The organism is Salirhabdus sp. Marseille-P4669, assembly GCF_900240405.1.
Taxonomy (GTDB): domain Bacteria; phylum Bacillota; class Bacilli; order Bacillales; family Alkalibacillaceae; genus OEQK01.
Map to the genome: position 1 here is coordinate 105,748 of NZ_OEQK01000005.1, position 23,825 is coordinate 129,572.

General features: G+C 36.3%; 22 protein-coding genes. 21 read left to right on the top strand and 1 reads right to left on the bottom strand.

The window, feature by feature from the left end:
- Positions 1–152 precede the first annotated feature (152 nt).
- From spoVS to C1A05_RS11100, 20 genes are all read left to right on the top strand, one after another.
- Entirely contained in the window at positions 153–413 is a 261-nt protein-coding gene (gene spoVS, locus C1A05_RS11000) for a stage V sporulation protein SpoVS (RefSeq protein ID WP_010093295.1), read from the top strand.
- Positions 414–503: 90 nt separating this feature from the next.
- Complete coding sequence (locus C1A05_RS11005) at positions 504–1,424, top strand: dipeptidase (protein WP_102028290.1); 921 nt, start codon at positions 504–506, stop codon at positions 1,422–1,424.
- Positions 1,425–1,554: 130 nt separating this feature from the next.
- Positions 1,555–3,315, top strand: coding sequence for a 2-oxoacid:acceptor oxidoreductase subunit alpha (locus C1A05_RS11010; protein ID WP_102028291.1), 1,761 nt, complete (start codon positions 1,555–1,557; stop codon positions 3,313–3,315).
- Complete coding sequence (locus C1A05_RS11015) at positions 3,302–4,168, top strand: 2-oxoacid:ferredoxin oxidoreductase subunit beta (RefSeq protein WP_102028292.1); 867 nt, start codon at positions 3,302–3,304, stop codon at positions 4,166–4,168. The genes C1A05_RS11010 and C1A05_RS11015 overlap by 14 nt, the downstream gene beginning before the upstream one ends.
- A gap of 458 nt (positions 4,169–4,626) precedes the next feature.
- Positions 4,627–5,046, top strand: coding sequence for a thiol-disulfide oxidoreductase DCC family protein (locus C1A05_RS11020; protein ID WP_102028293.1), 420 nt, complete (start codon positions 4,627–4,629; stop codon positions 5,044–5,046).
- 236 nt (positions 5,047–5,282) lie between these two features.
- A complete protein-coding gene (gene miaB, locus C1A05_RS11025; RefSeq protein WP_102028294.1) occupies positions 5,283–6,860 on the top strand; it encodes a tRNA (N6-isopentenyl adenosine(37)-C2)-methylthiotransferase MiaB in 1,578 nt (525 codons plus the stop codon).
- Position 6,861: 1 nt separating this feature from the next.
- Positions 6,862–7,287: a RicAFT regulatory complex protein RicA family protein gene (locus tag C1A05_RS11030; protein ID WP_102028295.1), complete on the top strand. Its 426-nt coding sequence runs from the start codon at positions 6,862–6,864 to the stop codon at positions 7,285–7,287.
- Positions 7,288–7,548: 261 nt separating this feature from the next.
- Positions 7,549–8,115 (top strand): outer spore coat protein CotE, encoded by a 567-nt coding sequence (gene cotE, locus C1A05_RS11035; protein WP_102028296.1) that lies wholly within the window; start codon positions 7,549–7,551, stop codon positions 8,113–8,115.
- Between the two features lie 245 nt (positions 8,116–8,360).
- Positions 8,361–10,928 carry a DNA mismatch repair protein MutS gene (gene mutS / locus C1A05_RS11040; protein ID WP_102028297.1) on the top strand — a complete coding sequence of 856 codons (2,568 nt, stop codon included), beginning with the start codon at positions 8,361–8,363 and terminating at the stop codon, positions 10,926–10,928.
- A gap of 42 nt (positions 10,929–10,970) precedes the next feature.
- Positions 10,971–12,806 (top strand): DNA mismatch repair endonuclease MutL, encoded by a 1,836-nt coding sequence (gene mutL / locus C1A05_RS11045; RefSeq protein WP_102028472.1) that lies wholly within the window; start codon positions 10,971–10,973, stop codon positions 12,804–12,806.
- Positions 12,807–13,147: 341 nt separating this feature from the next.
- Positions 13,148–14,089: a tRNA (adenosine(37)-N6)-dimethylallyltransferase MiaA gene (gene miaA / locus C1A05_RS11050; protein WP_102028298.1), complete on the top strand. Its 942-nt coding sequence runs from the start codon at positions 13,148–13,150 to the stop codon at positions 14,087–14,089.
- A gap of 33 nt (positions 14,090–14,122) precedes the next feature.
- Entirely contained in the window at positions 14,123–14,347 is a 225-nt protein-coding gene (gene hfq / locus C1A05_RS11055) for an RNA chaperone Hfq (protein WP_102028299.1), read from the top strand.
- Between the two features lie 158 nt (positions 14,348–14,505).
- Positions 14,506–15,432 (top strand): AAA family ATPase, encoded by a 927-nt coding sequence (locus tag C1A05_RS11060; RefSeq protein ID WP_373419471.1) that lies wholly within the window; start codon positions 14,506–14,508, stop codon positions 15,430–15,432.
- A 29-nt stretch (positions 15,433–15,461) separates the two neighbouring features.
- On the top strand, positions 15,462–16,736 hold the full coding sequence (gene hflX / locus C1A05_RS11065; RefSeq protein WP_102028300.1) for a GTPase HflX: 1,275 nt from the start codon (positions 15,462–15,464) through the stop codon (positions 16,734–16,736).
- The gene (locus tag C1A05_RS11070) at positions 16,714–17,985 is read left to right on the top strand and encodes a methionine gamma-lyase family protein (RefSeq protein WP_102028301.1); all 1,272 of its coding nucleotides are present in this window, start codon (positions 16,714–16,716) and stop codon (positions 17,983–17,985) included. Before hflX ends, C1A05_RS11070 begins: the two co-directional genes overlap by 23 nt.
- 117 nt (positions 17,986–18,102) lie before the next feature.
- A complete protein-coding gene (locus C1A05_RS11075; protein ID WP_102028302.1) occupies positions 18,103–18,507 on the top strand; it encodes a MerR family transcriptional regulator in 405 nt (134 codons plus the stop codon).
- A gap of 20 nt (positions 18,508–18,527) precedes the next feature.
- Complete coding sequence (gene glnA / locus C1A05_RS11080) at positions 18,528–19,865, top strand: type I glutamate--ammonia ligase (RefSeq protein ID WP_102028303.1); 1,338 nt, start codon at positions 18,528–18,530, stop codon at positions 19,863–19,865.
- Positions 19,866–20,136: 271 nt separating this feature from the next.
- Positions 20,137–20,451 carry a hypothetical protein gene (locus C1A05_RS11085; RefSeq protein WP_102028304.1) on the top strand — a complete coding sequence of 105 codons (315 nt, stop codon included), beginning with the start codon at positions 20,137–20,139 and terminating at the stop codon, positions 20,449–20,451.
- 398 nt (positions 20,452–20,849) lie between these two features.
- On the top strand, positions 20,850–21,230 hold the full coding sequence (locus C1A05_RS11090; RefSeq protein WP_102028305.1) for a hypothetical protein: 381 nt from the start codon (positions 20,850–20,852) through the stop codon (positions 21,228–21,230).
- 602 nt (positions 21,231–21,832) lie between these two features.
- Entirely contained in the window at positions 21,833–22,150 is a 318-nt protein-coding gene (locus C1A05_RS11100) for a hypothetical protein (protein ID WP_102028307.1), read from the top strand.
- A 90-nt stretch (positions 22,151–22,240) separates the two neighbouring features.
- On the opposite strand, the gene lexA is transcribed toward C1A05_RS11100, so the two are convergent.
- Positions 22,241–22,864 carry a transcriptional repressor LexA gene (lexA, locus tag C1A05_RS11105; protein ID WP_102028308.1) on the bottom strand — a complete coding sequence of 208 codons (624 nt, stop codon included), beginning with the start codon at positions 22,862–22,864 and terminating at the stop codon, positions 22,241–22,243.
- Positions 22,865–23,142: 278 nt separating this feature from the next.
- Here lexA and C1A05_RS11110 point away from each other — a divergent pair, with 278 nt between their 5' ends.
- Positions 23,143–23,793 (top strand): YneB family resolvase-like protein, encoded by a 651-nt coding sequence (locus C1A05_RS11110; protein ID WP_102028309.1) that lies wholly within the window; start codon positions 23,143–23,145, stop codon positions 23,791–23,793.
- Positions 23,794–23,825 lie beyond the last annotated feature (32 nt).

Below are 23,825 nucleotides of genomic sequence, written 5' to 3' on the forward strand. Positions count from 1 at the left end.
TCCTAGACAGTATTTATAGAAAACGCTTACAAAATCAATTAAAAATATTTGTATTTTTCAGAAAAATCTTCCATAATAAAGAGGAATATCAAAAGTTTTCGTGAATATAGTAATTGTGGGAGAAGAATAGAAATTTTGAGGAGGAACTAGTAATGGAAATATTAAAAGTTTCAGCAAAATCAAATCCGAACTCTGTAGCAGGGGCCCTTGCTAACGTTTTACGCGAGAGGGGCACAGCCGAAATTCAGGCGATCGGTGCTGGTGCATTAAATCAAGCAGTTAAGGCTGTAGCGATTGCACGAGGATTTGTAGCGCCTAGTGGTGTTGACTTAATTTGCATTCCCGCTTTTACAGATATTATGATTGACAATGAGGAGCGGACTGCAATTAAATTAATTGTGGAGCCAAGATAATACATTAATGAAACCTGTTTGCAACGGGCAAGCAGGTTTTTATTTAATTATGTTACGTAACCTTATACATCTTGAGAGAGGAGCATTTTTATGATAATAGATGCACATTGTGACGTATTATTTCAATTATGGAAAAATCCAAACCTACAATTTAAAAATAGTCCAGAATTAAGGGTTACATACGACAGTTGGAAAGATAGTATAGCGAAGGTTCAATGCTTTGCAATTTTTGTTCCAGAAGATGTACCGGAATCGATGCAATTTGAGACAGCATTAAAAATGGTAGATATTTTTTACGAAAAGATTATTAAACCTTTTCCAAATATTCGAGTAGTGACAAATAGCGAGGACATTTTACATTTAAAAGAAAATGAACTAGGGGCCATGTTAACGTTAGAAGGTTGTCATCCAATTGGAAGTGACATTACAAAATTAAAAACGTTGCTTCGTTTAGGGGTTCGCGCTGTTGGGTTAACTTGGAATAATGCAAATGCAGTTTGTGATGGTGTTGGGGAATCGAGAGGTGCTGGTCTTTCCACGTTCGGAAAACAAGTAGTAGAAACCTTAAATGAATATGAAATTCTTACAGATGTATCCCACATTTCTTATAAAGGCTTTTGGGATGTAATGGAGCTAGCAAAGTATCCAATTGCCAGTCACTCCAATACGTTTAAGCTTTGTAACCATCCACGGAATTTAGATGATAAGCAATTAAAGGCGCTTATAGCGAGAAAAGCATTTATTGGTGTTACATATGTTCCAGAATTTTTGACGAACGAAAAATCTGCATCTATAAAAAATGTTTTTGAACACATTGAAAAGATTTATAAAATGGGTGGTGAAAACTCCGTAGGGCTTGGCTCTGACTTTGATGGAACAGATGGATTTGTTGAAGGAATTGAGGATTATTCAAAATATAATGCTTTTTATTATGAACTAAAAAATCGTTTTTCAAAGGAATTTGTCCAAAAGATTACATCGGAAAATTTTCTTCACAATCTCCCAAATTAACTTTTTGGTGTAATAAATCTTTTGACCTTCCATTTGGTGGTCAAAAGATTTCAAGTATGTAAAAAACTTATGCTTCGTCTTGATGACAGGAGTTTAAGTTACTAATAAATTTATTTAGGGGGTGTTAAGTATGACAAGCCAGCTTTCTTGGAAGGTCGGTGGACAACAAGGAGAGGGTATTGAAAGTACAGGGGAAATCTTTGCCTCTGCATTAAACAACTTAGGATACTACTTGTATGGATACCGACATTTTTCGTCCCGAATAAAAGGCGGACATACAAATTATAAAATACGTGTTTCTACTTCCCACGTTCGGGCAATCCAAGATGATTTAGACATATTGGTTGCATTCGACCAAGAAACGATTGATGTCAACTTTGATGATTTACATGATCATGGAATTGTATTAGCTGATGAAAAATTTAACCCCACAATCCCAAATGGAACAAACGTAACCTTATTTGCAGTTCCGTTTACGGAGATAGCTAGAAATCTTGGTACAACATTGATGAAGAATATGGTGGCGGTTGGCGCATCAAGTGCCATTTTAGGTTTGAAGGTAGAGGATTTTGAGGAAGTCGTAAAAGACACTTTTGGAAGAAAAGGTCAAAAAGTAGTGGAAAATAATCTGAAGGCTATTGAAGCAGGTGCCAAAACCATTCTGGATCAAATGGCTCCGGACAAACAAATACATTTGGAGGCTGCCGATGGAAGTAAGCGTCTATTTATGATTGGAAATGATGCATTATCGTTAGGACTGTTAGCCGGAGGGTGCCGCTTTATGGCAGCATATCCGATAACACCAGCATCAGAAATTATGGAATTCATGATTAAACACTTACCGAAATTTGGTGGGACGGTTATTCAAACAGAAGATGAAATGGCTGCAGCCACAATGGCTATTGGAGCGAACTACGGAGGTGTACGTTCCATAACAGCCTCCGCTGGTCCTGGTCTATCTTTGATGATGGAATCAATTGGACTTGCTGGTATGACAGAAACACCAATTGTAATCGTCGATACCCAAAGAGGAGGCCCTTCAACAGGATTACCAACAAAGCAGGAGCAATCCGATTTAATGGCGATGATCTATGGTACCCATGGGGAAATACCGAAAGTTGTAATGGCCCCCAGTACGGTAGAAGAAGCCTTTTACGATGCGGTGGAAGCATTGAATATCGCTGAAGAATACCAATGTCCAGTCATCTTTTTAACGGATCTTCAGCTATCACTTGGAAAGCAGACCGTTGAGCCATTGTCAATTGAACAAATCGAAATAAGAAGAGGCAAACTTGAACAAAATCCAAATCTTCCAAAACAATCTCCAGGTGACTATTTTAAACGTTATGAAATCACAGATGACGGTATATCACCACGAATTCTCCCAGGCACAAAAAACGGTATTTATCATGTAACAGGTGTAGAGCATGATGAAACAGGAAAACCAGTTGAAGCTGCCAAAAATAGAAAACAACAAATGGATAAAAGACTCCGAAAACTAAAGGACCTACCAAACCATTTTTACAATCCTGTTCATAAAACAATAAAAGACGAAAGACCAGAAATATTATTTATCGGGTACATATCTACTAGGGGTGCGATAGAAGAGGCGATGGAACGTTTAGAGAAAGACGGAATATCTGTAAACCATGCGCAGCTTCGATTAATTCATCCTTTTCCGAGTGATGAAATCAAGCCATTAGTAGAGAGTGCTAAAAAAGTAATTGTTGTCGAGCACAATGCTACTGGACAATTAGCAAATATAATAAAGATGAATGTAGGCTACAGCGAAAAGATGACTTCAATTCTAAAATATGATGGAACGCCATTTTTACCAAATGAAATATATAAAGAATGCATAAAGGAGGTTGTCGCTAGTGGTAACATTTAAAGAATTCCGCAACAATGTTAAGCCGAATTGGTGTCCTGGATGTGGTGACTTCTCCGTTCAATCTGCTATTCAACGTGCAGCCGCTAACATTGGAATTGAACCGGATAATCTAGCGGTTGTATCTGGTATAGGTTGTTCAGGACGTATTTCTGGCTATGTAAATGCATATGGTTTCCATGGAATTCATGGTCGAGCACTACCGATTGCACAAGGTTTAAAAATGGCGAACCGGGACTTGAATGTCATTGTTGCTGGTGGAGATGGAGACGGTTTGGCAATCGGCATGGGGCACACCATTCATGCAATAAGAAGGAATATAGATATTACGTATATTATTATGGATAATCAAATTTATGGATTAACGAAGGGCCAGACCTCCCCAAGAAGTGAAATTGGTTTTGTCACAAAAAGCACCCCAGATGGTTCTATTGAGTCTTCCGTCAATATTATGGAGATGGCATTAAGTGCAGGGGCTACCTTTGTGGCGCAGGGATTCTCTAGTGATTTAAAAGATTTGACAACGCTTATTGAGCAAGGGATCAACCATAAGGGGTTTTCCCTAATTAACGTGTTTAGTCCATGCGTCACTTATAATAAAGTAAACACATACGACTGGTTTAAACAAAATCTAGTGAAATTATCGGAAATGGAGAACTATGATCCTAGTAACAGAGCAGAAGCGATGAAAACGTTAATGAAGCACAATAGTTTAGTAACTGGACTAATTTATCAAAATAAAAATCAAAAATCGTATCAAGAATTAGTATCAGGCTATAAAGCGAGTCCGTTAAAAGATGAAGATTTAACATTGGATAAAGCTAAATTTAACGAAATTGTTGCAGAATTCCAATAAACAGCTGCTATTTCCTGGGTAAGCGCAAAATATCCGAAGAATATGGAATAATCGACAATTTAGTAAGAGGGTAAAGAAAGCTGACTTGAGGTTTGTTAGCTTTCTTTTTTCTTGGAAAGCTGTCTTCCTGTATTATAAATGGAGTCCTATTTAGACGATTGGACTATGTACCCTTCACTTTATTCTTCTGTTTTCTTTTGTTTGATTTTTATTAAATGAATCCCTCAAGTTTTTATACAAACCTTATAGGTAAACTGAGGAAAATCGGTTTCTTCACTATTTAAGTATGTGATATAGTTAACATGTTCCATTATAATCTACCACACAAGGTAGAACATAACTCGATACCCTTTTTGGATTATGAGAAAGGCAAATGATTCATAGTGCTTCCGGTTCCTTCGGCGCCTTCTAAAAACTAGGAAATCTTCTTTCCAAAAAGAAATAGGGGGTTCGGTTATATGGTTAAAAAGAATAAAGAGAAATTCATTGTTTTCTATGACAGTTGGTGCCCATTATGTACAAAAGCAAAGGAAAAAATCGAACAATATGACACTAAGAAGCGAATAACTTTATTATCCTTCCGCGAAAGAGAAGTTTTTGAAAAGTACAACTTAGGTGGTCAAAACGTAGAAAATCGGATTTATGCTAGAGATGAGGTTTCTGGTAAATCCTTTTCTGGAATTCATACCGTCCGCCAGATTGCAAGGCGAATTCCAAAATATAAAGTGTTCGCTCCTTTTATCTCTATTTCCATATACACGGGTCTCGGGACAATAATATATGATTATATCGCTTCTAAGAGAAACATTGTACCTGTCGGTCATTGTGATGAGGAAGGCTGTCCTATACACAGAAAAGAGGATAAAGATCACTTGTAAGCCTATCTATTAATCAGTATGCTCTTTGTCATTTAAAAGAATAAAAGGAATGCTAACTCTTGCCGTTTTTAGTATAATGACAGGTATCATTTCTTTAATAATTGGGCAGTTCTGCTAAGTATGGTACAGGGAAATAGTGACAAAACCTTGAACCATTCGAAAACCTATTTTCATTTTTCTATATACACTGCTATAATAATACAGTTAGATAGGGCTTTTTAGAAAGGAGATTCGTAATGAACGAAAAACAGCGGAAAGAACTTAACAATCAAATTAAACAAGTAAATCCAGCGGACGTAAAATCCGATCAGGATAACTTAGAACGTTTAAAACAGAAAACATCTGAAGACTTTGTTAAGTATTTCCAAACGACTTATGAACCACCTAACATAAATAAAGCGAGAAAGCGTAAAAGAGAAGAAGTTAAATATTTTAATGATTTTGAAATCCCAGAAGAACTTCAGGGCTTCGGTAATGGGAAAAAATTTTTAATGCGCACGTATGGCTGCCAAATGAACGAGCATGATTCAGAGGTTATGTCCGGAATATTTACCGAACTAGGCTATGAAGCAACACTTGATCAGGAAGAAGCAGATGTTATTCTTTTGAATACTTGTGCGATTCGTGAAAATGCAGAAAATAAAGTGTTTGGAGAGCTTGGTCATTTAAAAGCACTAAAGCGTGAAAAACCAGGCCTTATTATCGGGGTTTGTGGCTGTATGTCACAAGAAGAATCCGTTGTAAATAAGATTCTTGCAAAGCATCAGCATGTTGACTTAATCTTTGGTACTCACAATATCCATCGCTTACCACATCTATTAAAAGAAGCGATGTTTGGTAAAGAAATGGTTGTGGAAGTATGGTCCAAAGAAGGAGATATTATTGAAAATCTTCCAAAATCCCGTCAAGGTAAAACAAAAGCTTGGGTGAACATTATGTATGGATGTGACAAGTTCTGTACATATTGTATCGTTCCAATGACACGTGGTAAGGAACGCTCTAGACGTCCAGATGACATTATTCAAGAAGTTCGACATTTAGCTGCTCAAGGGTATAAAGAAGTAACCTTATTAGGGCAAAATGTTAACGCATATGGAAAGGATCTAGAGGATATTGAATATGGACTAGGGGATTTAATGGATGAAATCCGCAAAATCGATATTCCACGGGTTCGCTTTACGACATCTCACCCGAGGGACTTTGATGATCGCTTAATTGAAGTCCTTGCAAAAGGTGGTAATTTAATGCCTTATATTCATCTTCCAGTACAATCTGGTAGTACCGAGGTATTAAAGAAAATGAACCGTAAGTATACTAGAGAAGAATACTTAGAACTTGTACGAAAAATTAAAAAGGCAATCCCTCATGCTGCATTAACAACAGATATTATTGTTGGCTTCCCAAATGAGACGGATGAACAGTTTGAAGAGACAATGACCTTATATGAAGAAGTAGGCTTTGAAAGTGCATATACATTCATCTACTCTCCACGTGAAGGTACACCAGCTGCTAAGAAAAAAGATGATGTACCAATGGATGTGAAGAAGAAGCGTCTGCATCGACTAAATGAGTTAGTAAATCAGTCCTCAAATGATGCACTTAAGAAATATGAAGGCCGTGTTGTGGAGGTTTTAGTTGAAGGAGAAAGTAAAAACAATCCGGAGGTCCTCGCGGGTTATACACCGGAGAACAAATTAGTAAACTTTAGAGCGCCTAAATCAGCTATAGGCCAAATCGTTAAAGTAAAAGTAGTTAAAGCGAAAACTTGGACATTAGATGGTGAAATGGTAGAAGAAGCGGTAGAGGTGAAATAAAATGGCACAATACACACGTAAAGACATTATGGAAGAAGCAAAGAAATTAGCTAATATGTTAGCGAACATTGAGGAAATTGATCGTTTTAAACAAGTGGAGGAAAAATTAAACGAGAACGAAAAAGTTCAAAGTTTGATTTCTCGAATTAAAGCATTGCAAAAACAAGCAGTGAATTTCCAGCACTATGGAAAAACAGAGGCGTTGAAAAAAGTGGAAAAAGAACTAGATCGCTTACAAGACGAACTAGATGCTATTCCAGTAGTTGCTGAATTTAAGGATACACAAATAGTTATTAACGATATTCTTCAAGGAGTAACGAATACAATTGCGAACGAAGTAACAGATGAAATCATTCGTTCAACCGGTGGAGATGTTCTATCTGGACAAACAAAGTCGCAAAGAGAAAATGAACCTTCTTGTCACTAGTGGATAACAAAAAGGATATGGACCGTAAAAGGTGTCCATATCTTTTTTTTTTATGACTATAATCCTCTTCCCTGTATATCTCATAATATCCTTTTAGATAACCGCCCAACTTCTTTCAAAAGACACACAATTAGGTGAATGTGCATAAACTTTAATAGACAGATAACTAGTCACCAGAAGAATTTTATTCGAAGTTTCATTCACTTCGGGCGAATGCCTTGAATAAAATGTCATGGAACTAATTAGAAGGAGGTAAGCTCTATGTCATTCCTTGATAAACAAGTACGACAAATCATTACCAAAGCGGTTATTGGAAAAGGAAAAAAGTTTACGGAAGCAACACATACAATTTCTCCAAATCATAGTCCATCCAGCATCTTAGGTTGTTGGATCATTAACCATCAATATAAAGCTAGAAAAAAAGGAGATTGTGTGGAAGTTTCAGGAGCATACGATATTAATGTGTGGTATTCCTTTAACGATAATACGAAAACCGAAGTAGTAACAGATAAAGTTACTTATACAGACTCCATTCCTTTATTAGTTAAAGATGAAAACTGTGTAACAGATGACCTAGAAGTAATTGCTCGTGCTACACAACAACCAAATTGTTTAGAATGCAGCATAAATGAAGCTGGTAATCGAATTTTAGTTGACGTAGAAAGAGAATTCATTGTAGAGGTTATTGGAGAAACAAAAGTATTTGTTAAATTAGACCCAGACGGTTTCGTAGAGGAAGACGATTTTGATTTTGACGTATTAGAAGCGGAGCTATCCGAAGTAGATCCGGATATTTCAAGTTCTTCCTCAAGCTCTAGTAAAAAGTAGTAGCGAGTTGGTATCTTTTTTAAGTGGAAACACGTATGTGGAGTGTCGGACAACTGGCACTCCTTTTTTTGTTTGAAAATCGTGCTCTTTACTAGAAAAAATCTATAAAATAGAACAATATCGCGTTACTTAGCGGTAATTGGACAGGTGACTATTCTCGTACCCGATGCAAAAAAACTGTTGTATAGCAAAAGCATGATTCCCTTTATATATGTTATAATAATGAAATGATTGGGGGCAGGAGAATGGCACAGTATACGCCTATGATTCAGCAATATTTAACGATTAAAAACAATTATAAAGACGCCTACTTGTTTTTTCGGTTAGGTGATTTTTATGAAATGTTTTTTGAGGATGCAGTATCAGCTGCGAAGGAATTAGAAATTACATTAACGAGCAGAGATGGTGGAGAAATTCCGATGTGTGGAGTTCCATATCATTCTGCTTCGACTTATATAAAAAAATTAATTGATAAAGGCTATAAGGTTGCAATATGTGAGCAAGTGGAGGATCCAAAAGAAGCAAAAGGTGTAGTGAAAAGAGAAGTCATACAAGTTATTACACCAGGAACCGTTATGGAAGGCAACTTGTTAAATGAAGAAGAAAACAATTACATCGCCTCTATTACACCCTTTTCTACAGAGCATTATGTAATTGCATATAATGACCTTTCAACAGGTGAAAATAGTGTCGCACAAGTACATGATGGCTGGGATTCCGTTGTTAGTGAGTTATTTAATCGACCGGTAAAGGAAATTGTCATTCCTACTGTTTTAGATGAACACCAGGTTGAAGTGTTAAAAGAACAATTAAAATTAACCATTTCGTACGAAGATGAAGTGGACATGCCAGAGGAATACCGCTACTTAACGAATACGTTATCCGAAAACGAACTAAAAATTGGCTTTGGACGCTTATTTCAATATTTAAAAAAGACCCAAATGCGATCCTTAACTCACCTTCAGCCCGTTACGTATATTGAATTAAATCAATATATGAAGCTAGATATGTACTCGAAGCGGAATTTGGAGTTAACAGAAACCATTCGTAACAAAGGAAAACATGGCTCCTTGTTATGGGTACTAGACCGTACAGTTACAGCTATGGGAGCTAGAATGCTTAAAAAATGGCTGGATCGACCACTATTATCTAAGGATGCGATTGAAGCCCGTCATCGTTTAGTGGAAGCGTTGATGGAACAATTTTTTGAACGAGAGTCTTTACGAGAAGCATTAAAAGAGGTTTATGATTTAGAACGACTATCCGGAAGAATTGCTTTTGGGAATGTAAATGCTAGAGATATGCTGCAATTAAAACGTTCCTTACAACAAGTTCCGAGAATTATAGACGTACTTTATTCGCTAGATGGGGAATGGAAGAAGTTTTCGGAATCTATCAATCCATTGACAGATGTTCAGGCGATACTAGAACAAAGCATACATGAAGAACCTCCTATGTCCGTTAAAGAGGGGGGAATTATTAAAGATGGTTTTCACCAAACATTAGACCAATACCGTCTTGCTTCTAAAAATGGTAAACAGTGGATTGCGGAATTAGAGCAACAGGAAAAACAAGAAACAGGGATTAAATCGTTGAAAATCGGATATAACAAAGTATTTGGTTATTATATCGAAGTAACGAAAGCCAATTTGCATTTAATTCCAGAAGGTCGGTATGAGCGTAAGCAGACGTTGAGCAATGCGGAGCGGTTCATTACCCCAGAGCTTAAAGAAAAAGAAACGCTTATTTTGGAAGCTCAAGAAAAAAGTGTTGAATTAGAATATGAGATTTTTACAGATATTCGAGAACAAATGAAACAGTACATTCCAAATCTTCAGCATTTAGCGAATCAAATCAGCCAAGTTGATGTCTTGCAAAGCTTTGCGGAGGTAAGTGATCAAAATCAATATATCAAACCAACGTTTATCAATAGTCGCGAAATAGACATTGTTGGTGGGAGACATCCGGTCATCGAAAAGGTGATGAAGAACGAAACCTTTGTTCCCAATGATGTCAAAATGGATGAGAACAATAACATTTTACTCATAACTGGTCCAAATATGGCCGGAAAAAGCACTTATATGAGACAGCTCGCTTTAACGGTTATTATGGGGCAAATTGGATGTTTTGTACCTTGTGAGTCATGTGAGCTTCCTGTATTTGATCAAATATTTACCAGGATTGGTGCAGCAGATGACTTAGTAGCGGGTCAAAGTACGTTTATGGTTGAGATGCTAGAAGCAAAGCATGCTATTACGAAAGCAACGAGCAATAGTCTCATTTTATTAGATGAGATTGGTCGGGGTACAAGCACCTACGATGGAATGTCTTTAGCACAAGCGATTGTAGAATATATTCATGATCATATCCATGCCAAAACATTATTTTCTACACACTATCATGAATTAACATCATTGGAAGCAACCTTAAAACAATTAACAAATGTTCATGTGAAAGCAGAGGAACATGATGGGGAAGTTGTTTTCCTTCATAAAATTCAGCAGGGTCCAGCTGATAAAAGCTATGGTATACATGTAGCAAAGCTTGCGGATTTACCAGAGGCATTAATCGATCGGGCATATGAAATTCTGCAACAATTTGAGGGTGAACAAAAAGTAATAAAACCGATCGTGAAAGAAACAAGTGATCAACAATTAAGCTTCTTTCAAGAAGAGGTAAACAAAAAGACATCCAAACGCTCCTCTGCAGAAGAGTATGCTTTAAACGAGCTAAAAGCTTTAAACTTACTAGAAATGACGCCGATGGATGCGATGAATATGCTCTATGCGATTCATAAAAAGTTAAAATCCTAAATTCATAGAGACGGAGGTGAGAGCGTGGGAAAAATTCAGTTGATGCCAGATGCGTTAGCCAATAAGATTGCAGCTGGAGAAGTTGTAGAACGGCCAGCTTCCGTAATTAAGGAACTAGTTGAAAATAGTATTGATGCCAATAGCACATGGATTAAGGTAGAGCTAGAGGAAGCAGGGCTAGCCAAAATCAAAATAACCGATAATGGTGACGGAATGTCTGCTGACGACTGTGAGCGTGCTTTTTTCCGTCATGCTACGAGTAAAATTATCTCTGAAAATGATTTGTTTCATGTTCGGACACTTGGGTTTCGGGGTGAAGCACTTGCTAGTATTGCGGCGGTAAGTAGATTAACAATGCGTACATCCACTGGTGAGAGTGCTGGAAATCAACTGCAATTCGAGGGTGGTAAGTTACTAGAAAATGAAAAAAGTGATGCGAGAAAAGGTACGGAAATTACGGTTGCAGACTTGTTTTTTAATACGCCAGCACGATTAAAATATATGAAAAGTCTTCATACGGAGCTTGGTCATATTACCGATGTATTAAATCGTATGGCGTTATCGTACCCGCATATTCGATTTGAATGTTATCATAATGGCAAACAGCTATTTTATACTTCAGGTAGAGGAGATCTCCTCCAAGTAATAAGCCAGATTTATGGTATGCAAACGGCCAAAAAAATGATTCGGGTAAACCATAGTACGCTAGACTTCGAGATTAACGGATTTATCGCGCGTCCAGAAATAACTCGGGCGAACCGCAACTACATGTCTACTATTGTGAATGGAAGATATATTCGCAATCATATGTTGAATAAAGGCATTATACAAGGTTATCATACGTTGCTCCCGATTGGTCGATATCCACTTGTTGTATTAAATATTGAAATGGACCCTTATTTAGTCGATGTCAACGTACATCCAGCGAAATTAGAGGTTCGCTTTAGTAAGGAAAAGGAATTATTTGATGCAGTAGAAACAACAATTAAGCAAGCATTTAAAGCACAAATATTAATTCCAGAGCCTAGTAAGACATCAACGAAACAAAAAGAAGTGTCGACACAAGCTTATTTCACACTTGATGAAAATAGTAATAAATGGGATTCTACTAAGGTAAAGGACGATTACCCTTGGGATGCGTTAATTAATATTGGTGAACCGAAACAGGGCTTTCCTAACCAGACTTCGGATTCGATTGAAGTTGAGGATAAAAGTAAAGAAGAAAATGGGGATCGTACCTTTGACGAGGAAGTTGATGAATTAAGAGAAAATACACCAGTAGTAGAAGAAAAAGAACGAGTACCAGTACTTTATCCAGTTGGACAAGTTCATGGGACGTATATTGTCGCGCAAAATGATAAAGGACTGTACCTCATTGACCAGCATGCTGCTCAAGAGCGAATAAAATACGAATTTTATCGTGAAAAAGTCGGAATCGTTGCGCAGGAGTTACAAGAGTTGCTTGTTCCAATGACCTTTGAATTCACGAAACAGGAATCGATTTTGATTCAAGAATATGATGAGGAATTGAAAAAGGTAGGGCTATTCTTTGAACCTTTTGGTGAACACACATACATTATTCGTTCCCATCCTCAATGGTTTCCAAAAGGGGAAGAGGAAGAAATTATACGGGATATGGTCGATGAAGTGCTGGAGGAACAAAAAATAGACATTAAAAAATTGCGCGAGGATGCTGCGATATTAATGTCTTGTAAAAAATCGATTAAAGCAAATCATTACTTAACACATGATGATATGTATCGTTTACTAGAGGATTTAAGGAAGTGTGAGGACCCCTTTACATGTCCTCATGGAAGACCGATCATTATCTTCTTCTCTGAATATGAACTAGAGAAATTATTTAAGCGAGTAATGTAAGTTTACGATCGAAGAAAACCTGTAAACACATCAACTACATTCTAAACAGTATGATTCAGAAAAGGCTCGCCTCAGCCTATTTAACGAAAGGAAGCAGGGATATAACCCGCTTCCTTTTTCAATAAATTTCACTGCCTACTATAAATCGATAAAATTTAACCATTAAATTTTGCTAAACGACGATTTTAATGTATAATAATTTTTAAGTTGTCAATTATTGGTTTTGAAGGAAGATAGATGAACCCGTTCGTTAATCAGAATAGTTCCTTCTAACATGGAAGGACCATCTAGAATTTGAGTATGTCGCTTCCGTTTGATAGTAAATGGGGGAAATGCATTATATGAAAATACCAGTTGTTGCAATTGTTGGTCCTACAGCAGTTGGAAAGACAAAGCTTAGTGTAAAAATTGCGAAACGTTTTAATGGTGAAATTATAAGTGGAGATTCCATGCAAGTATATAAAGGCCTTGACATTGGAACTGCAAAAGTTACAAAGGATGAAATGCAGGGGATTCCACACTATATGATTGATATAAAGAATCCGGAAGAATCTTTTTCGGTGGCAGAATTTAAGGATAAGGTTCAAGGGTACATTGAATACATACATAACAAAGGTGCCTTGCCGATTATTGTTGGTGGTACCGGTTTATACATACAATCAACCCTTTATCAATTTAACTTTGCAGATGAAGGTAGAGATCCCGCATTCGTTCAAAAAATAGAAACGGAAATCGACCAAAATGGTATCGATGAGGTTTATCAAAGACTAGTGGCAGTTGATCCTGAGCAAGCCCAAAAAATACATCCAAATAATAGACGGAGAGTCATACGTGCTCTTGAAGTTTATGAAAAGACAGGTCTTACTATGTCGGAGCTTCATGCAAAGCAACGTCGTGAATCCCCGTATAATCCGATAATTATTGGTTTAACTATGGAACGGGAGGAATTATATCGTAGAATAAATAATCGCGTTGATCAAATGGTGGAAGATGGCTTAGTTGAGGAAGTAAAGTATTTTTATGACAAAGGTTTAAAACATGCTCAATCCATGCGAGGAATAGGATACAAAGAGTTAATACCATATTTTGAAGGCGATATATCAATGGAATATGCAATCGAACAATTGAAACAAAACTCAAGACGTTACGCCAAACGACAATTTACATATTTTCGAAATAAACTAGATGTTCATTGGTATCCGGTTTCTGTACCTACTATAGAACATATTTTTTCCATAATTTTAAGGGATTTAGAAGGAATGTTAAAAGAAGTACCGAAATAATGAAATATAGATAAATAGAGGAGGAAGTAATCCATGGGTCAAACAGTAAATATTCAAGACCAGTTTTTAAACCAGCTTAGAAAGGATCACACTCAGGTTACGGTATTTTTAATTAGTGGCTTTCAAATAAAAGGTGTAGTAAAGTCATTCGATAATTTCACAGTTTTATTAGAAGTGGATGGTAAACAACAGCTTATTTTTAAACATGCGATTTCTACTTTTGCGCCTGCAAAACCTGTTCAATTTGATAAAGAATAAGCTAGTACAAACGGATGCATGAGGCATCCGTTTTTTCATGTTATGAAATGAAGTGGTTCCTACATGTTGCCGATAAATTTCCTGAAAATGGACTATGGGCGAATGTCACACTTTTCCCCTAATGAACGTATAGTAATCGTAGTAAGGGGTGAAAAGCCGTGGGATTGCAAACAAAACGAAATGGCCAAATTAATATTGTTTTACATGATCAGAAAACTGATAATTTGCATCAAGATTATTATCGAATCACAGATAATCAAAGCGATACTTTTGGGTTTATTAATCATGCCTTTGATGCTTATATTGGAATGAATAAATTAAAGAATACATTAAAAGAAATCTATGCTAGTGTTGTCATTAATCATAAACGAAGAGAAGCTGGACTGAAAACCGAAAACCAAATGCTTCATATGCTATTTAAAGGGAACCCTGGTACTGGTAAAACATCAATTGCAAGAGACATAGCGAAGCTTTTTCATCAAATGAACCTGCTTTCAAAAGGTCATTTTATCGAAGCGGAGCGAGCGGACCTTGTAGGAGAATATATTGGTCATACCGCCCAAAAAACTAGAGATTTAGTGAAAAAGGCGATGGGTGGTGTACTCTTTATTGATGAAGCATACTCGTTAGCAAGAGGTGGAGAGAAAGATTTCGGAAAAGAGGCTATTGATACGCTTGTAAAGCATATGGAGGATGCGCACCAAGATTTTGTATTAATTTTAGCTGGTTATCCGGAGGAAATGGATGAGTTTTTATACCTAAACCCAGGATTGCGATCACGGTTTCCAATTATTGTAGACTTTCCTGATTATACAGTTGATGAATTAATAAAAATAGCACAAATTATTACGGAAAGGAAACAATATGAGTTATCAAAATCAGCTGAAGATAAATTAAGAAGACATTTGCAGGAACTAAAACACGCAAACAGTAAAAATTTCTCGAATGGACGTTATATTCGAAATGTAATGGAAGATGCAATTCGACGACATGCCTTGCGATTAGTCGCGACAGAGCGATACTCAGCACGTGATCTTCTATACATTTCAGCGGAAGACTTGGATTTTGTAAATACGAAACCATAAATAGTAAGAAATAGACAAGGAGTATGAATATGGATGAAAAAGAACGCGTACTATTAGTTGCTTGTCAAATTAAAGGTGAAAATGAAGACAGATTTGACACGTCGTTGCAAGAATTAGAACAACTTACCGAAACAGCCAATGGCAAAGTTTTTGATATTGTGACACAAAAAAGAGATCGTAGACATCCTGCCTATTATTTAGGTACCGGAAAGCTTGAAGAAATTGAGAAAAAAATTGAAGAATACGATATTGATTTAATTATTTTAAATGATGAAGTTTCTCCCGGGCAGCTGAGGAATTTAACCGACCGGCTAAACGCCCGGGTAATTGATCGTACCCAGTTAATTTTAGATATCTTTGCAGGACGTGCCAAAACAAGAGAAGGTAAATTACAAGTAGAGCTTGCACAAATGGAATATATGCTACCGAGATTATATGGAAAAGGTATTGAAATGTCACGTCTCGGTGCAGGAATTGGGACAAGAGGTCCTGGGGAAACCAAGCTTGAGACAGATAGGAGACACATTCAAAGAAGGATAACTGAGATTAAGCAACACTTACAGACGGTAGTAAATCAGCGTAATCAATATCGAAAGCGGAGAAAAGAAAATAAGGCGTTTCAAATCGCAATTGTTGGTTATACGAATGCTGGTAAATCAACGCTTTTTAACAGGCTAACAAATAGTGAGTCCTTAGAAGAGAATCAGTTGTTTGCCACATTAGATCCGCTAACAAGAGAGATTCAATTAACAAAAGGATTTCATGCTATCATATCGGATACAGTAGGGTTTATCCAAGACTTACCTACAACGCTAGTAGCAGCATTTCGTTCCACTTTAGAAGAAGTAACGGAAGCAGACTTTATTTTGCATGTTGTGGATGGCTCAAACCCAGACTTTCCTCAGCATGAAAAAACGGTTTATGATTTGTTAGAGGATTTAGGTGCAAATCATTTACCAATATTAACGGTGTACAACAAACAGGACCAATTTACAAAAGAGTTTACACCTACATCCCACCCGTTTTTTACAATGAGTGCTTTTAATGAGAATGATATAAAACAGCTCTTAACAAAAATAGAAGAAGTAGTAAAGGGAGAGTGGGAAGAGTATCAAGTCCAAGTATCTGCCGATGATGGTAGAAAATTAAATGAAATGCGAAAGCATACAATCATCGAATCGGAGACCTTTCATTCGGATACGGAAAAGTATATTTTAACCGGATATATTAATCCTGAACATCCGATATATCACCAAAACATAGTGAGGGGAAATACAGACAATGAATTCGGCACAACTAATTGAATTAACCGATAAGATAGAAGAAAAGTTAACTCCATATTTTAAAAGAATAAGACAAGTAGTAGAGTTTAATCAAAGGAAAGTATTAGAAGCGTTTCAAAAAGAACAAGTTAGTGACTACCATTTTAATCCAACAACTGGATATGGTTATGATGATATTGGAAGAGACAAGCTTGAAAGTGTTTATGCTGCGGTTTTCTCTACGGAGGATGCTTTAGTACGACCACAAATCATTTCGGGAACCCATGCCATAACATTAAGCTTGTTTGGGGTGTTGCGGCCCGGAGATGAACTTTTATATATTACAGGAAAGCCATATGACACGTTAGAAGAAATAGTGGGTTTACGGGGAAGTGGTAAAGGCTCATTAAAGGATTTTCACATTGGTTATGATACAGTTCCTTTAAACGAAGAGGGAGCTGTCAACTATGACATGATAAAAGAAAAAATAACAGCAAAGACGAAAATGATCGGAATTCAACGCTCAAAAGGGTATGATAATCGTCCTTCCTTTAGCATTCACGATATCAAAGCTATGGTTGAATATGTCCGGTCTATTAGGCCAGATATTATTGTGTTTGTGGATAATTGTTATGGAGAATTTACCGAAAAACAAGAGCCAACTGATGTAGGTGTTGATCTTATGGCTGGCTCTTTAATAAAAAATCCAGGAGGCGGAATTGCAAAAACAGGTGGGTATATTGTTGGACGAGCAGATTTAATAGAGCTTTGTGCGAACCGTTTGACAGCACCAGGGTTAGGGAAGGAAACGGGAGCGAGTCTTTATAGTTTACAAGAAATGTATCAAGGGTTCTTTTTGGCTCCTCATGTTGTTGGAGAGGCGTTGAAGGGTGCCTTGTATACTGCCTGTCTCCTTGAATCGTGTGGATTTAAGACAAGTCCTTCCTATAAAGAGCCGAGAACAGACTTAATTCAATCAGTTATCTTTCCTGATAGTGAATCGATGGTTGCCTTTTGTCAAGCGATTCAAAAAGCCTCTCCAATAAATTCGCATGTGACCCCTTATCCAAGCTCAATGCCTGGCTATGAGCATGATGTTATTATGGCGGCAGGTACATTTATCCAGGGTGCTAGTATGGAACTAACCGCTGATGGCCCTATAAGACCCCCATACACTGCATACGTCCAGGGTGGTTTAACATATGAACATGTGAAAATAGCGGTTGTGAATGCTTTAAAAACCTTACAAGAAAAGGGATTTCCTCTACATATTAACGATGATTTGAACTGAATCTGAGTAGGATAAAAATAATGCATAATTTTCATGTTATATTTTCTAACATCTCTTGACAGGTATAAAGACATTGGAATATAATAAAAATACAAGAAGTAGATAGGAGGTCACATCATGAGTGATATGAACCGCCGCTCAATGCCCCTATTCTCCATGGGAATCGTCATGGAGTTGACAGATTTGACAGCTAGACAAATACGATATTATGAAGATAACAACTTAGTTCAACCAGCTAGAACTAAAGGTAATCGAAGACTTTTTTCCTTTAATGACGTGGACCGATTACTTGAAATTAAAGAATTAATTGAAAAGGGTGTGAACTTAGCTGGTATTAAGGAAATGTTTGCTATGAAACAAGGAACAGAGAAAGAGGAGATTGTTGTAGAAAATGAACCAGCATTTACCAAGGATTTATCGGATAAGGAATTGCGTGAGATGTTGCGAAAGGAATTATTCAATGCTGGTAGGTTAAACAATGCATCGTTAAGACAGGGAGAGTTATCAAGATTCTTCCATTAAAAATAGAGGAGGCTTTTTCCATGGGGACAAAGTATACTAGAGAAGATGTTATTAAGAAAATTCAAGAGGAAAACGTTAAGTTTATTCGACTTCAATTTACGGATATTCTTGGAACTATTAAAAATGTTGAGATTCCATTAAGCCAGCTAGATAAAGCATTAGATAACCAAATTATGTTTGATGGATCTTCCATTCAAGGTTTTGTACGAATTGAAGAATCCGATATGAAGTTATATCCAGACTTAGATACATTTGTAGTTTTCCCTTGGACATCAGAAAAAGGGAAGGTAGCGCGATTTATTTGTGATATTTACAAACCGGATGGTACTCCTTTTGAAGGGTGTCCACGTTACAACTTAAAGCGTAACCTTCAAAAGATGGAGGAACTAGGCTTTAATGCCTTCAATATTGGTCCAGAACCAGAATTCTTCTTATTCAAGTTAGATGATAGAGGAGAACCAAGTTTAGAATTAAATGATAAAGGTGGCTATTTTGATTTAGCTCCTACAGACTTAGGTGAAAATTGTCGACGTGATATTGTACTTGAGCTTGAAGAGATGGGCTTTGAAATTGAAGCATCTCATCATGAGGTAGCTCCTGGACAACATGAAATAGACTTTAAATACTCGGACGCACTAAAAAGCTGTGATGATATTCAAACCTTTAAACTAGTAGTTAAAACGATTGCTAGAAAGCACGGATTACATGCAACGTTTATGCCAAAACCTCTATTTGGTGTAAACGGATCTGGAATGCATGCAAATATGTCTTTATTTAAAGACGGTGCTAATGCGTTCTTTGATGAAGCCGGAGAACTAAAATTAAGCAAAACAGCTTATCAATTCATTGCAGGTGTGATAAAGCATGCGACAAGCTTTACTGCAGTTACGAACCCAACTGTTAACTCATACAAACGTTTAGTACCAGGATATGAAGCTCCATCTTATGTTGCTTGGTCTGGCCAAAATAGAAGTCCACTAGTACGTATTCCGGCATCCCGTGGAATGAGTACTCGTATCGAGGTGAGATCTGTAGACCCAGCTGCAAATCCATATTTAGCAATGGCAGTAATGCTTGCTGCAGGTCTAGATGGGGTTGAAAATAATCTAACAGCACCAGCTCCAGTTGACCGTAATATTTATGTTATGGATAAAGAAGAGCGTGAGAAAAATGGAATTCAAGATTTACCAGCTACACTTTATGATGCATTAGAATTATTAAAGAGTAACCCGGTTATTGTAAATGCATTGGGTGAACATTTATTTGAGCACTTTATTGAAGCGAAAGAGATTGAATGGGATATGTTTAGAACGCAAGTCCATCCGTGGGAACGTGAGCAGTATATGCAAATGTATTAATAGCTAGCAAAAACCCTTGACACTATTGGTGTTGAGGGTTTTTTATTTTTTTTATAGGTGGAATATATTTATTTAAAATTTACAGAAGACTCTAATGCTTAAACTAGGAAAGATATATACGGATCAATAGTAAATCAGCATTCTATCACTACTTCTTTATCCCTAAAACTATAGTTATATACTACCAATTACTTTATAAATTATTGAATATTATTAATATTTTGATATATTTGTGTTGTGCGCATAATTAATGAAAAGGAGGTTTTGTTGCATGAAGAAGGTATTGAAAAAGTCAATAGGAATTGTTTCTTTAGCTGTATTAATCTCAACAGGTTTACTCTTTAGTCATGCTTCTGCTAGCTCTGTAACTCCAACAAACACTTCAATCAGTTCAAACTCCGGAGAATACGGTACATTTGCTTCAAGTAAATATGTTGAAGTAAGAATGTACGTTGGATCAGGCTTACCAGCATCAAAGTATTATTACAGTAAGAATGGTTACACTGGATGGCTCACTGTAAAAGAATTCGATGGGAATTACGTAATTTATAGCGGGATCGTCTCATGTTCAGGCGCTTGCGGCTAATTCCATAAACCTATTTCAACAAAAAGCCCTTCCTAAATTGGAGGGGCTTTTGTTGACGATAATATTGTTACTAATAAATGGAAAACTGTTAAAATTATGATGGATCACATTAGATATTTAACATGTTAATAGAGTGATTTCTAGAGCTTCGGTTAGATGAAAATGGATTGTTCGATCCTATAAACAAATTGTTAAGTGGGAGGTGTGGACTATGAAGAAAATTCGAAAACCAATAGTAACTCTAGCTCTCTTTATTCGTTGTATTATTGGAGTGATATATTATAATATATTGCAATCAAGCCATATATCTCCATCATCTTAAGGAGTAGGGCTTAAGGTACAAGGAGAAAAGAATCTTAAATCCTTAAACTCGGATTTAATCGTAAAGGGAACGGTTGATGGAAATTATTGATACAGAGATACTAATGGAGGATAAAGAATTTAATACATATATAGTTTTAGAAGGATTTTCACAAGTAACTGTTAATAAGACTTTTAAGCAGTCTAAAGGTGCAATAGATAGGAAAAAAATTACTTTTCCCGTAGGATTTCAACAATTAAATGAAAATGGGGAGGCTATAAGTGATTTAGTATTACTAGACGATGAACTTGTATTTATAGAATCAGGTGCATATATTCTATTCTTAGATGAGATTAGCGGGGAATATCATTTTGCTAATAGCAACCATATTTATAAAAAGGTAAATAAAAATAAATACGAGAATATTGCAACGGATTCTATTTCTACCATAATGGTAGAGGATCTTTCGGCTAAGTAGAAACAAAAATAGCTTGATTATATGTAAATTTCTGTGTTAGTCTACTCCCAAAAACATAGTTTTTAATTGTACTGACACTTAAGATTATAGACGTAATAAAACAAACGACTAAAAGGATAAATAGTACACCTCTCATAAACTTGCTTTCTTTTATTTTAGTTGGCAAATAAACGGTAATAGATCCAAGTATATATAGTAGAGCGACAAACGGTAAAAGGAACATAAACAAAATCAACATTATTCCTATCATTAAATCCACATTATTCTACCTCCCAACATAATTCCTCTATTATTTACATTTAGAACTTTCAATTATTCCACCATTATAAGACCTGCAGATTTCTAGAAAACCATTTTGTTTGTCGGCTTAGCGGCTAACTTTAATAATTTTACAATAAATTTCCTTAACATTATAAGAAAAATTTTGTGAATTTTACTTGTAACTTTCTGGAAACTTGGTTTTATTCACGCGGTTTTATTAATCCTATCTTCCTATTATTATAGTAATATATAACCAAACCATGTTAATTGTATTGAAAATTTATAAAATTCTGATATATTTTGTGTTGTGCTACATAAAAACAAAAGGAGGAATAGGTTAAATGAAAAAAGTATTTAAAAAGTCGCTTGGTATTTTACTTTTAGCTGTACTGATTACAACTGGTATATTTACTCATGCTTCTGCAAGCTCTGTAGCCCCATCAAACACCTCAATCAGCACAAACTCTGGAGAATATGGAACATTTGCTGTTAGCAGATATGTTGAAGTAAGACAGTATGTTTCATCTGGCTTACCAGCATCTAAGTATTATTATAATAGGAATGGTTATAGTGGCTGGCTCACAGTAAAACAATTCGATGGCAATTATGTTGTATATGGAGGTTATGTATACTGTTCAGGCACCTGTGTTGCGCCGTAATCCAAATAGTAAAGCCCTTACGTTAATTTGTAAGGGCTTTTTATAACAAGAATATAACGATTCCGTCTTTATTAGATAGTTGCTTACTAGTTATTGGATTTCTCGATACAATCCAATCACTTTACCTAAAATAACGACATTTCTTACTATAATCGGTTCCATTGTTGCGTTTTCTGGTTGTAAGCGGATATAATCCTTTTCTTTAAAAAAGCGTTTTACAGTTGCTTCCTCTTCCTCCGTCATAGCTACAACAATCTCTCCATTTTGAGCTGTTTGCTGTTTCCGAATAATTACTTTATCCCCATCTAAAATACCAGCTTCAATCATACTTTCTCCTTGAACATTCAGGACGAAAAGATCATCTTCAGAAGTAGCAAGGTGAGCAGGGACTGGAACATAATCTTCTATGTTTTCGATGGCTGTAATCGGAATTCCAGCAGTAACTTTTCCAACAACTGGAGCATAAAATGCTTCAGTCTTTGGAAAATCATTTATATCTTCTTCATGTAATACTTCGATGGCTCGTGGTTTAGTAGGATCCCGTCTAATAAACCCTTTTTGTTCTAATCTGGATAAATGTCCATGTACAGTGGAACTAGATGCGAGGCCCACTGCTTGTGCAATTTCACGTACTGAAGGCGGGTAACCTTTTAAATTTACTTGTTCTTTTATGTAATCTAGTATTGCTTCCTGTCGTTTTGATAGCTTTGTCATATCCAACTCACCTCGTACATATTATTAAGTAAATATAGTATAACATGGTTATTTAAGGAATACAAACATTCGTTCGTAAAAAGTGTTGACAAGAACGAGTGTTCGTGTAATAATGAAAACAACAAAAAGCGAACAAAGGTTCTTATGGAGGCGAATTAATATGTTTGGTAAACTAACTAAAATGGATTTGACGCTTTATGGATTATTCGGATTAAGTCTAGCGTTTATTTATTTTGCAGTTGTTGTTAGTTAATTAAAGTCATAACGGGGGATACAGAATGAGAGCCATTCTATATTGTAGAGTGAGCACGAATAAAGATGAACAAACTACTTCCTTAAAGAGGCAAGAAGAAGAGTTACTTCAACTCGCAAAGATACATCAATTGGAAGTGGTTAATGTAATATCCGAGCGTGCTAGTGGTTATGAGATAGAACGGGATGGCATATTGGAGCTATTGGATTACTTTTCTAGTAAAAGGGCAGACATTTTATTAATACAAGATGAAACTAGATTAGGAAGAGGGAATGCTAAAATAGCGTTACTTCACCAGTTAAATAAATATGGAGTGCAAATTTATACCATTTCACATCAGGGTGAAATGCAAGTTTCCGAGTCGGATTCTATGGTACTCCAGATTGTTTCCATAGTGGAAGAATATCAAAGAAAATTACATAATATTAAAATCAAACGAGGGATGAAGAAAGCCGTTTCCAATGGATTTCGTCCCGAGAAAAATCTATCCAATATTAGGGAAGCACCTGGTAGAGAGCGGAAACAGTTTCCCTTAAAAGAAGTGATCCGATTAAAAGAACTTGGTTTTTCCTTTAAAGACATTGCGTTAAACTTAAAGGGAATGGGGCACGACGTATCAAAGGCCACCGTACATAGGCGATACCAAGAGTACTTACTTGAAAAGGAAGATAAATAAAGTTACTATATAATAGATAATAGTAAGAAGCG

What these genes read in the sequence shown, in the direction of transcription:
- spoVS (WP_010093295.1), top strand. Translation starts at nt 153, where the DNA reads ATGGAAATATTAAAAGTTTCAGCAAAATCAAATCCGAACTCTGTAGCA.
- C1A05_RS11005 (WP_102028290.1), top strand. Translation starts at nt 504, where the DNA reads ATGATAATAGATGCACATTGTGACGTATTATTTCAATTATGGAAAAAT.
- C1A05_RS11010 (WP_102028291.1), top strand. Translation starts at nt 1,555, where the DNA reads ATGACAAGCCAGCTTTCTTGGAAGGTCGGTGGACAACAAGGAGAGGGT.
- C1A05_RS11020 (WP_102028293.1), top strand. Translation starts at nt 4,627, where the DNA reads ATGGTTAAAAAGAATAAAGAGAAATTCATTGTTTTCTATGACAGTTGG.
- miaB (WP_102028294.1), top strand. Translation starts at nt 5,283, where the DNA reads ATGAACGAAAAACAGCGGAAAGAACTTAACAATCAAATTAAACAAGTA.
- C1A05_RS11030 (WP_102028295.1), top strand. Translation starts at nt 6,862, where the DNA reads ATGGCACAATACACACGTAAAGACATTATGGAAGAAGCAAAGAAATTA.
- cotE (WP_102028296.1), top strand. Translation starts at nt 7,549, where the DNA reads ATGTCATTCCTTGATAAACAAGTACGACAAATCATTACCAAAGCGGTT.
- mutS (WP_102028297.1), top strand. Translation starts at nt 8,361, where the DNA reads ATGGCACAGTATACGCCTATGATTCAGCAATATTTAACGATTAAAAAC.
- mutL (WP_102028472.1), top strand. Translation starts at nt 10,971, where the DNA reads ATGCCAGATGCGTTAGCCAATAAGATTGCAGCTGGAGAAGTTGTAGAA.
- miaA (WP_102028298.1), top strand. Translation starts at nt 13,148, where the DNA reads ATGAAAATACCAGTTGTTGCAATTGTTGGTCCTACAGCAGTTGGAAAG.
- hfq (WP_102028299.1), top strand. Translation starts at nt 14,123, where the DNA reads ATGGGTCAAACAGTAAATATTCAAGACCAGTTTTTAAACCAGCTTAGA.
- hflX (WP_102028300.1), top strand. Translation starts at nt 15,462, where the DNA reads ATGGATGAAAAAGAACGCGTACTATTAGTTGCTTGTCAAATTAAAGGT.
- C1A05_RS11070 (WP_102028301.1), top strand. Translation starts at nt 16,714, where the DNA reads ATGAATTCGGCACAACTAATTGAATTAACCGATAAGATAGAAGAAAAG.
- C1A05_RS11075 (WP_102028302.1), top strand. Translation starts at nt 18,103, where the DNA reads ATGAGTGATATGAACCGCCGCTCAATGCCCCTATTCTCCATGGGAATC.
- glnA (WP_102028303.1), top strand. Translation starts at nt 18,528, where the DNA reads ATGGGGACAAAGTATACTAGAGAAGATGTTATTAAGAAAATTCAAGAG.
- C1A05_RS11085 (WP_102028304.1), top strand. Translation starts at nt 20,137, where the DNA reads ATGAAGAAGGTATTGAAAAAGTCAATAGGAATTGTTTCTTTAGCTGTA.
- C1A05_RS11090 (WP_102028305.1), top strand. Translation starts at nt 20,850, where the DNA reads ATGGAAATTATTGATACAGAGATACTAATGGAGGATAAAGAATTTAAT.
- C1A05_RS11100 (WP_102028307.1), top strand. Translation starts at nt 21,833, where the DNA reads ATGAAAAAAGTATTTAAAAAGTCGCTTGGTATTTTACTTTTAGCTGTA.
- lexA (WP_102028308.1), bottom strand. Translation starts at nt 22,864, where the DNA reads ATGACAAAGCTATCAAAACGACAGGAAGCAATACTAGATTACATAAAA.
- C1A05_RS11110 (WP_102028309.1), top strand. Translation starts at nt 23,143, where the DNA reads ATGAGAGCCATTCTATATTGTAGAGTGAGCACGAATAAAGATGAACAA.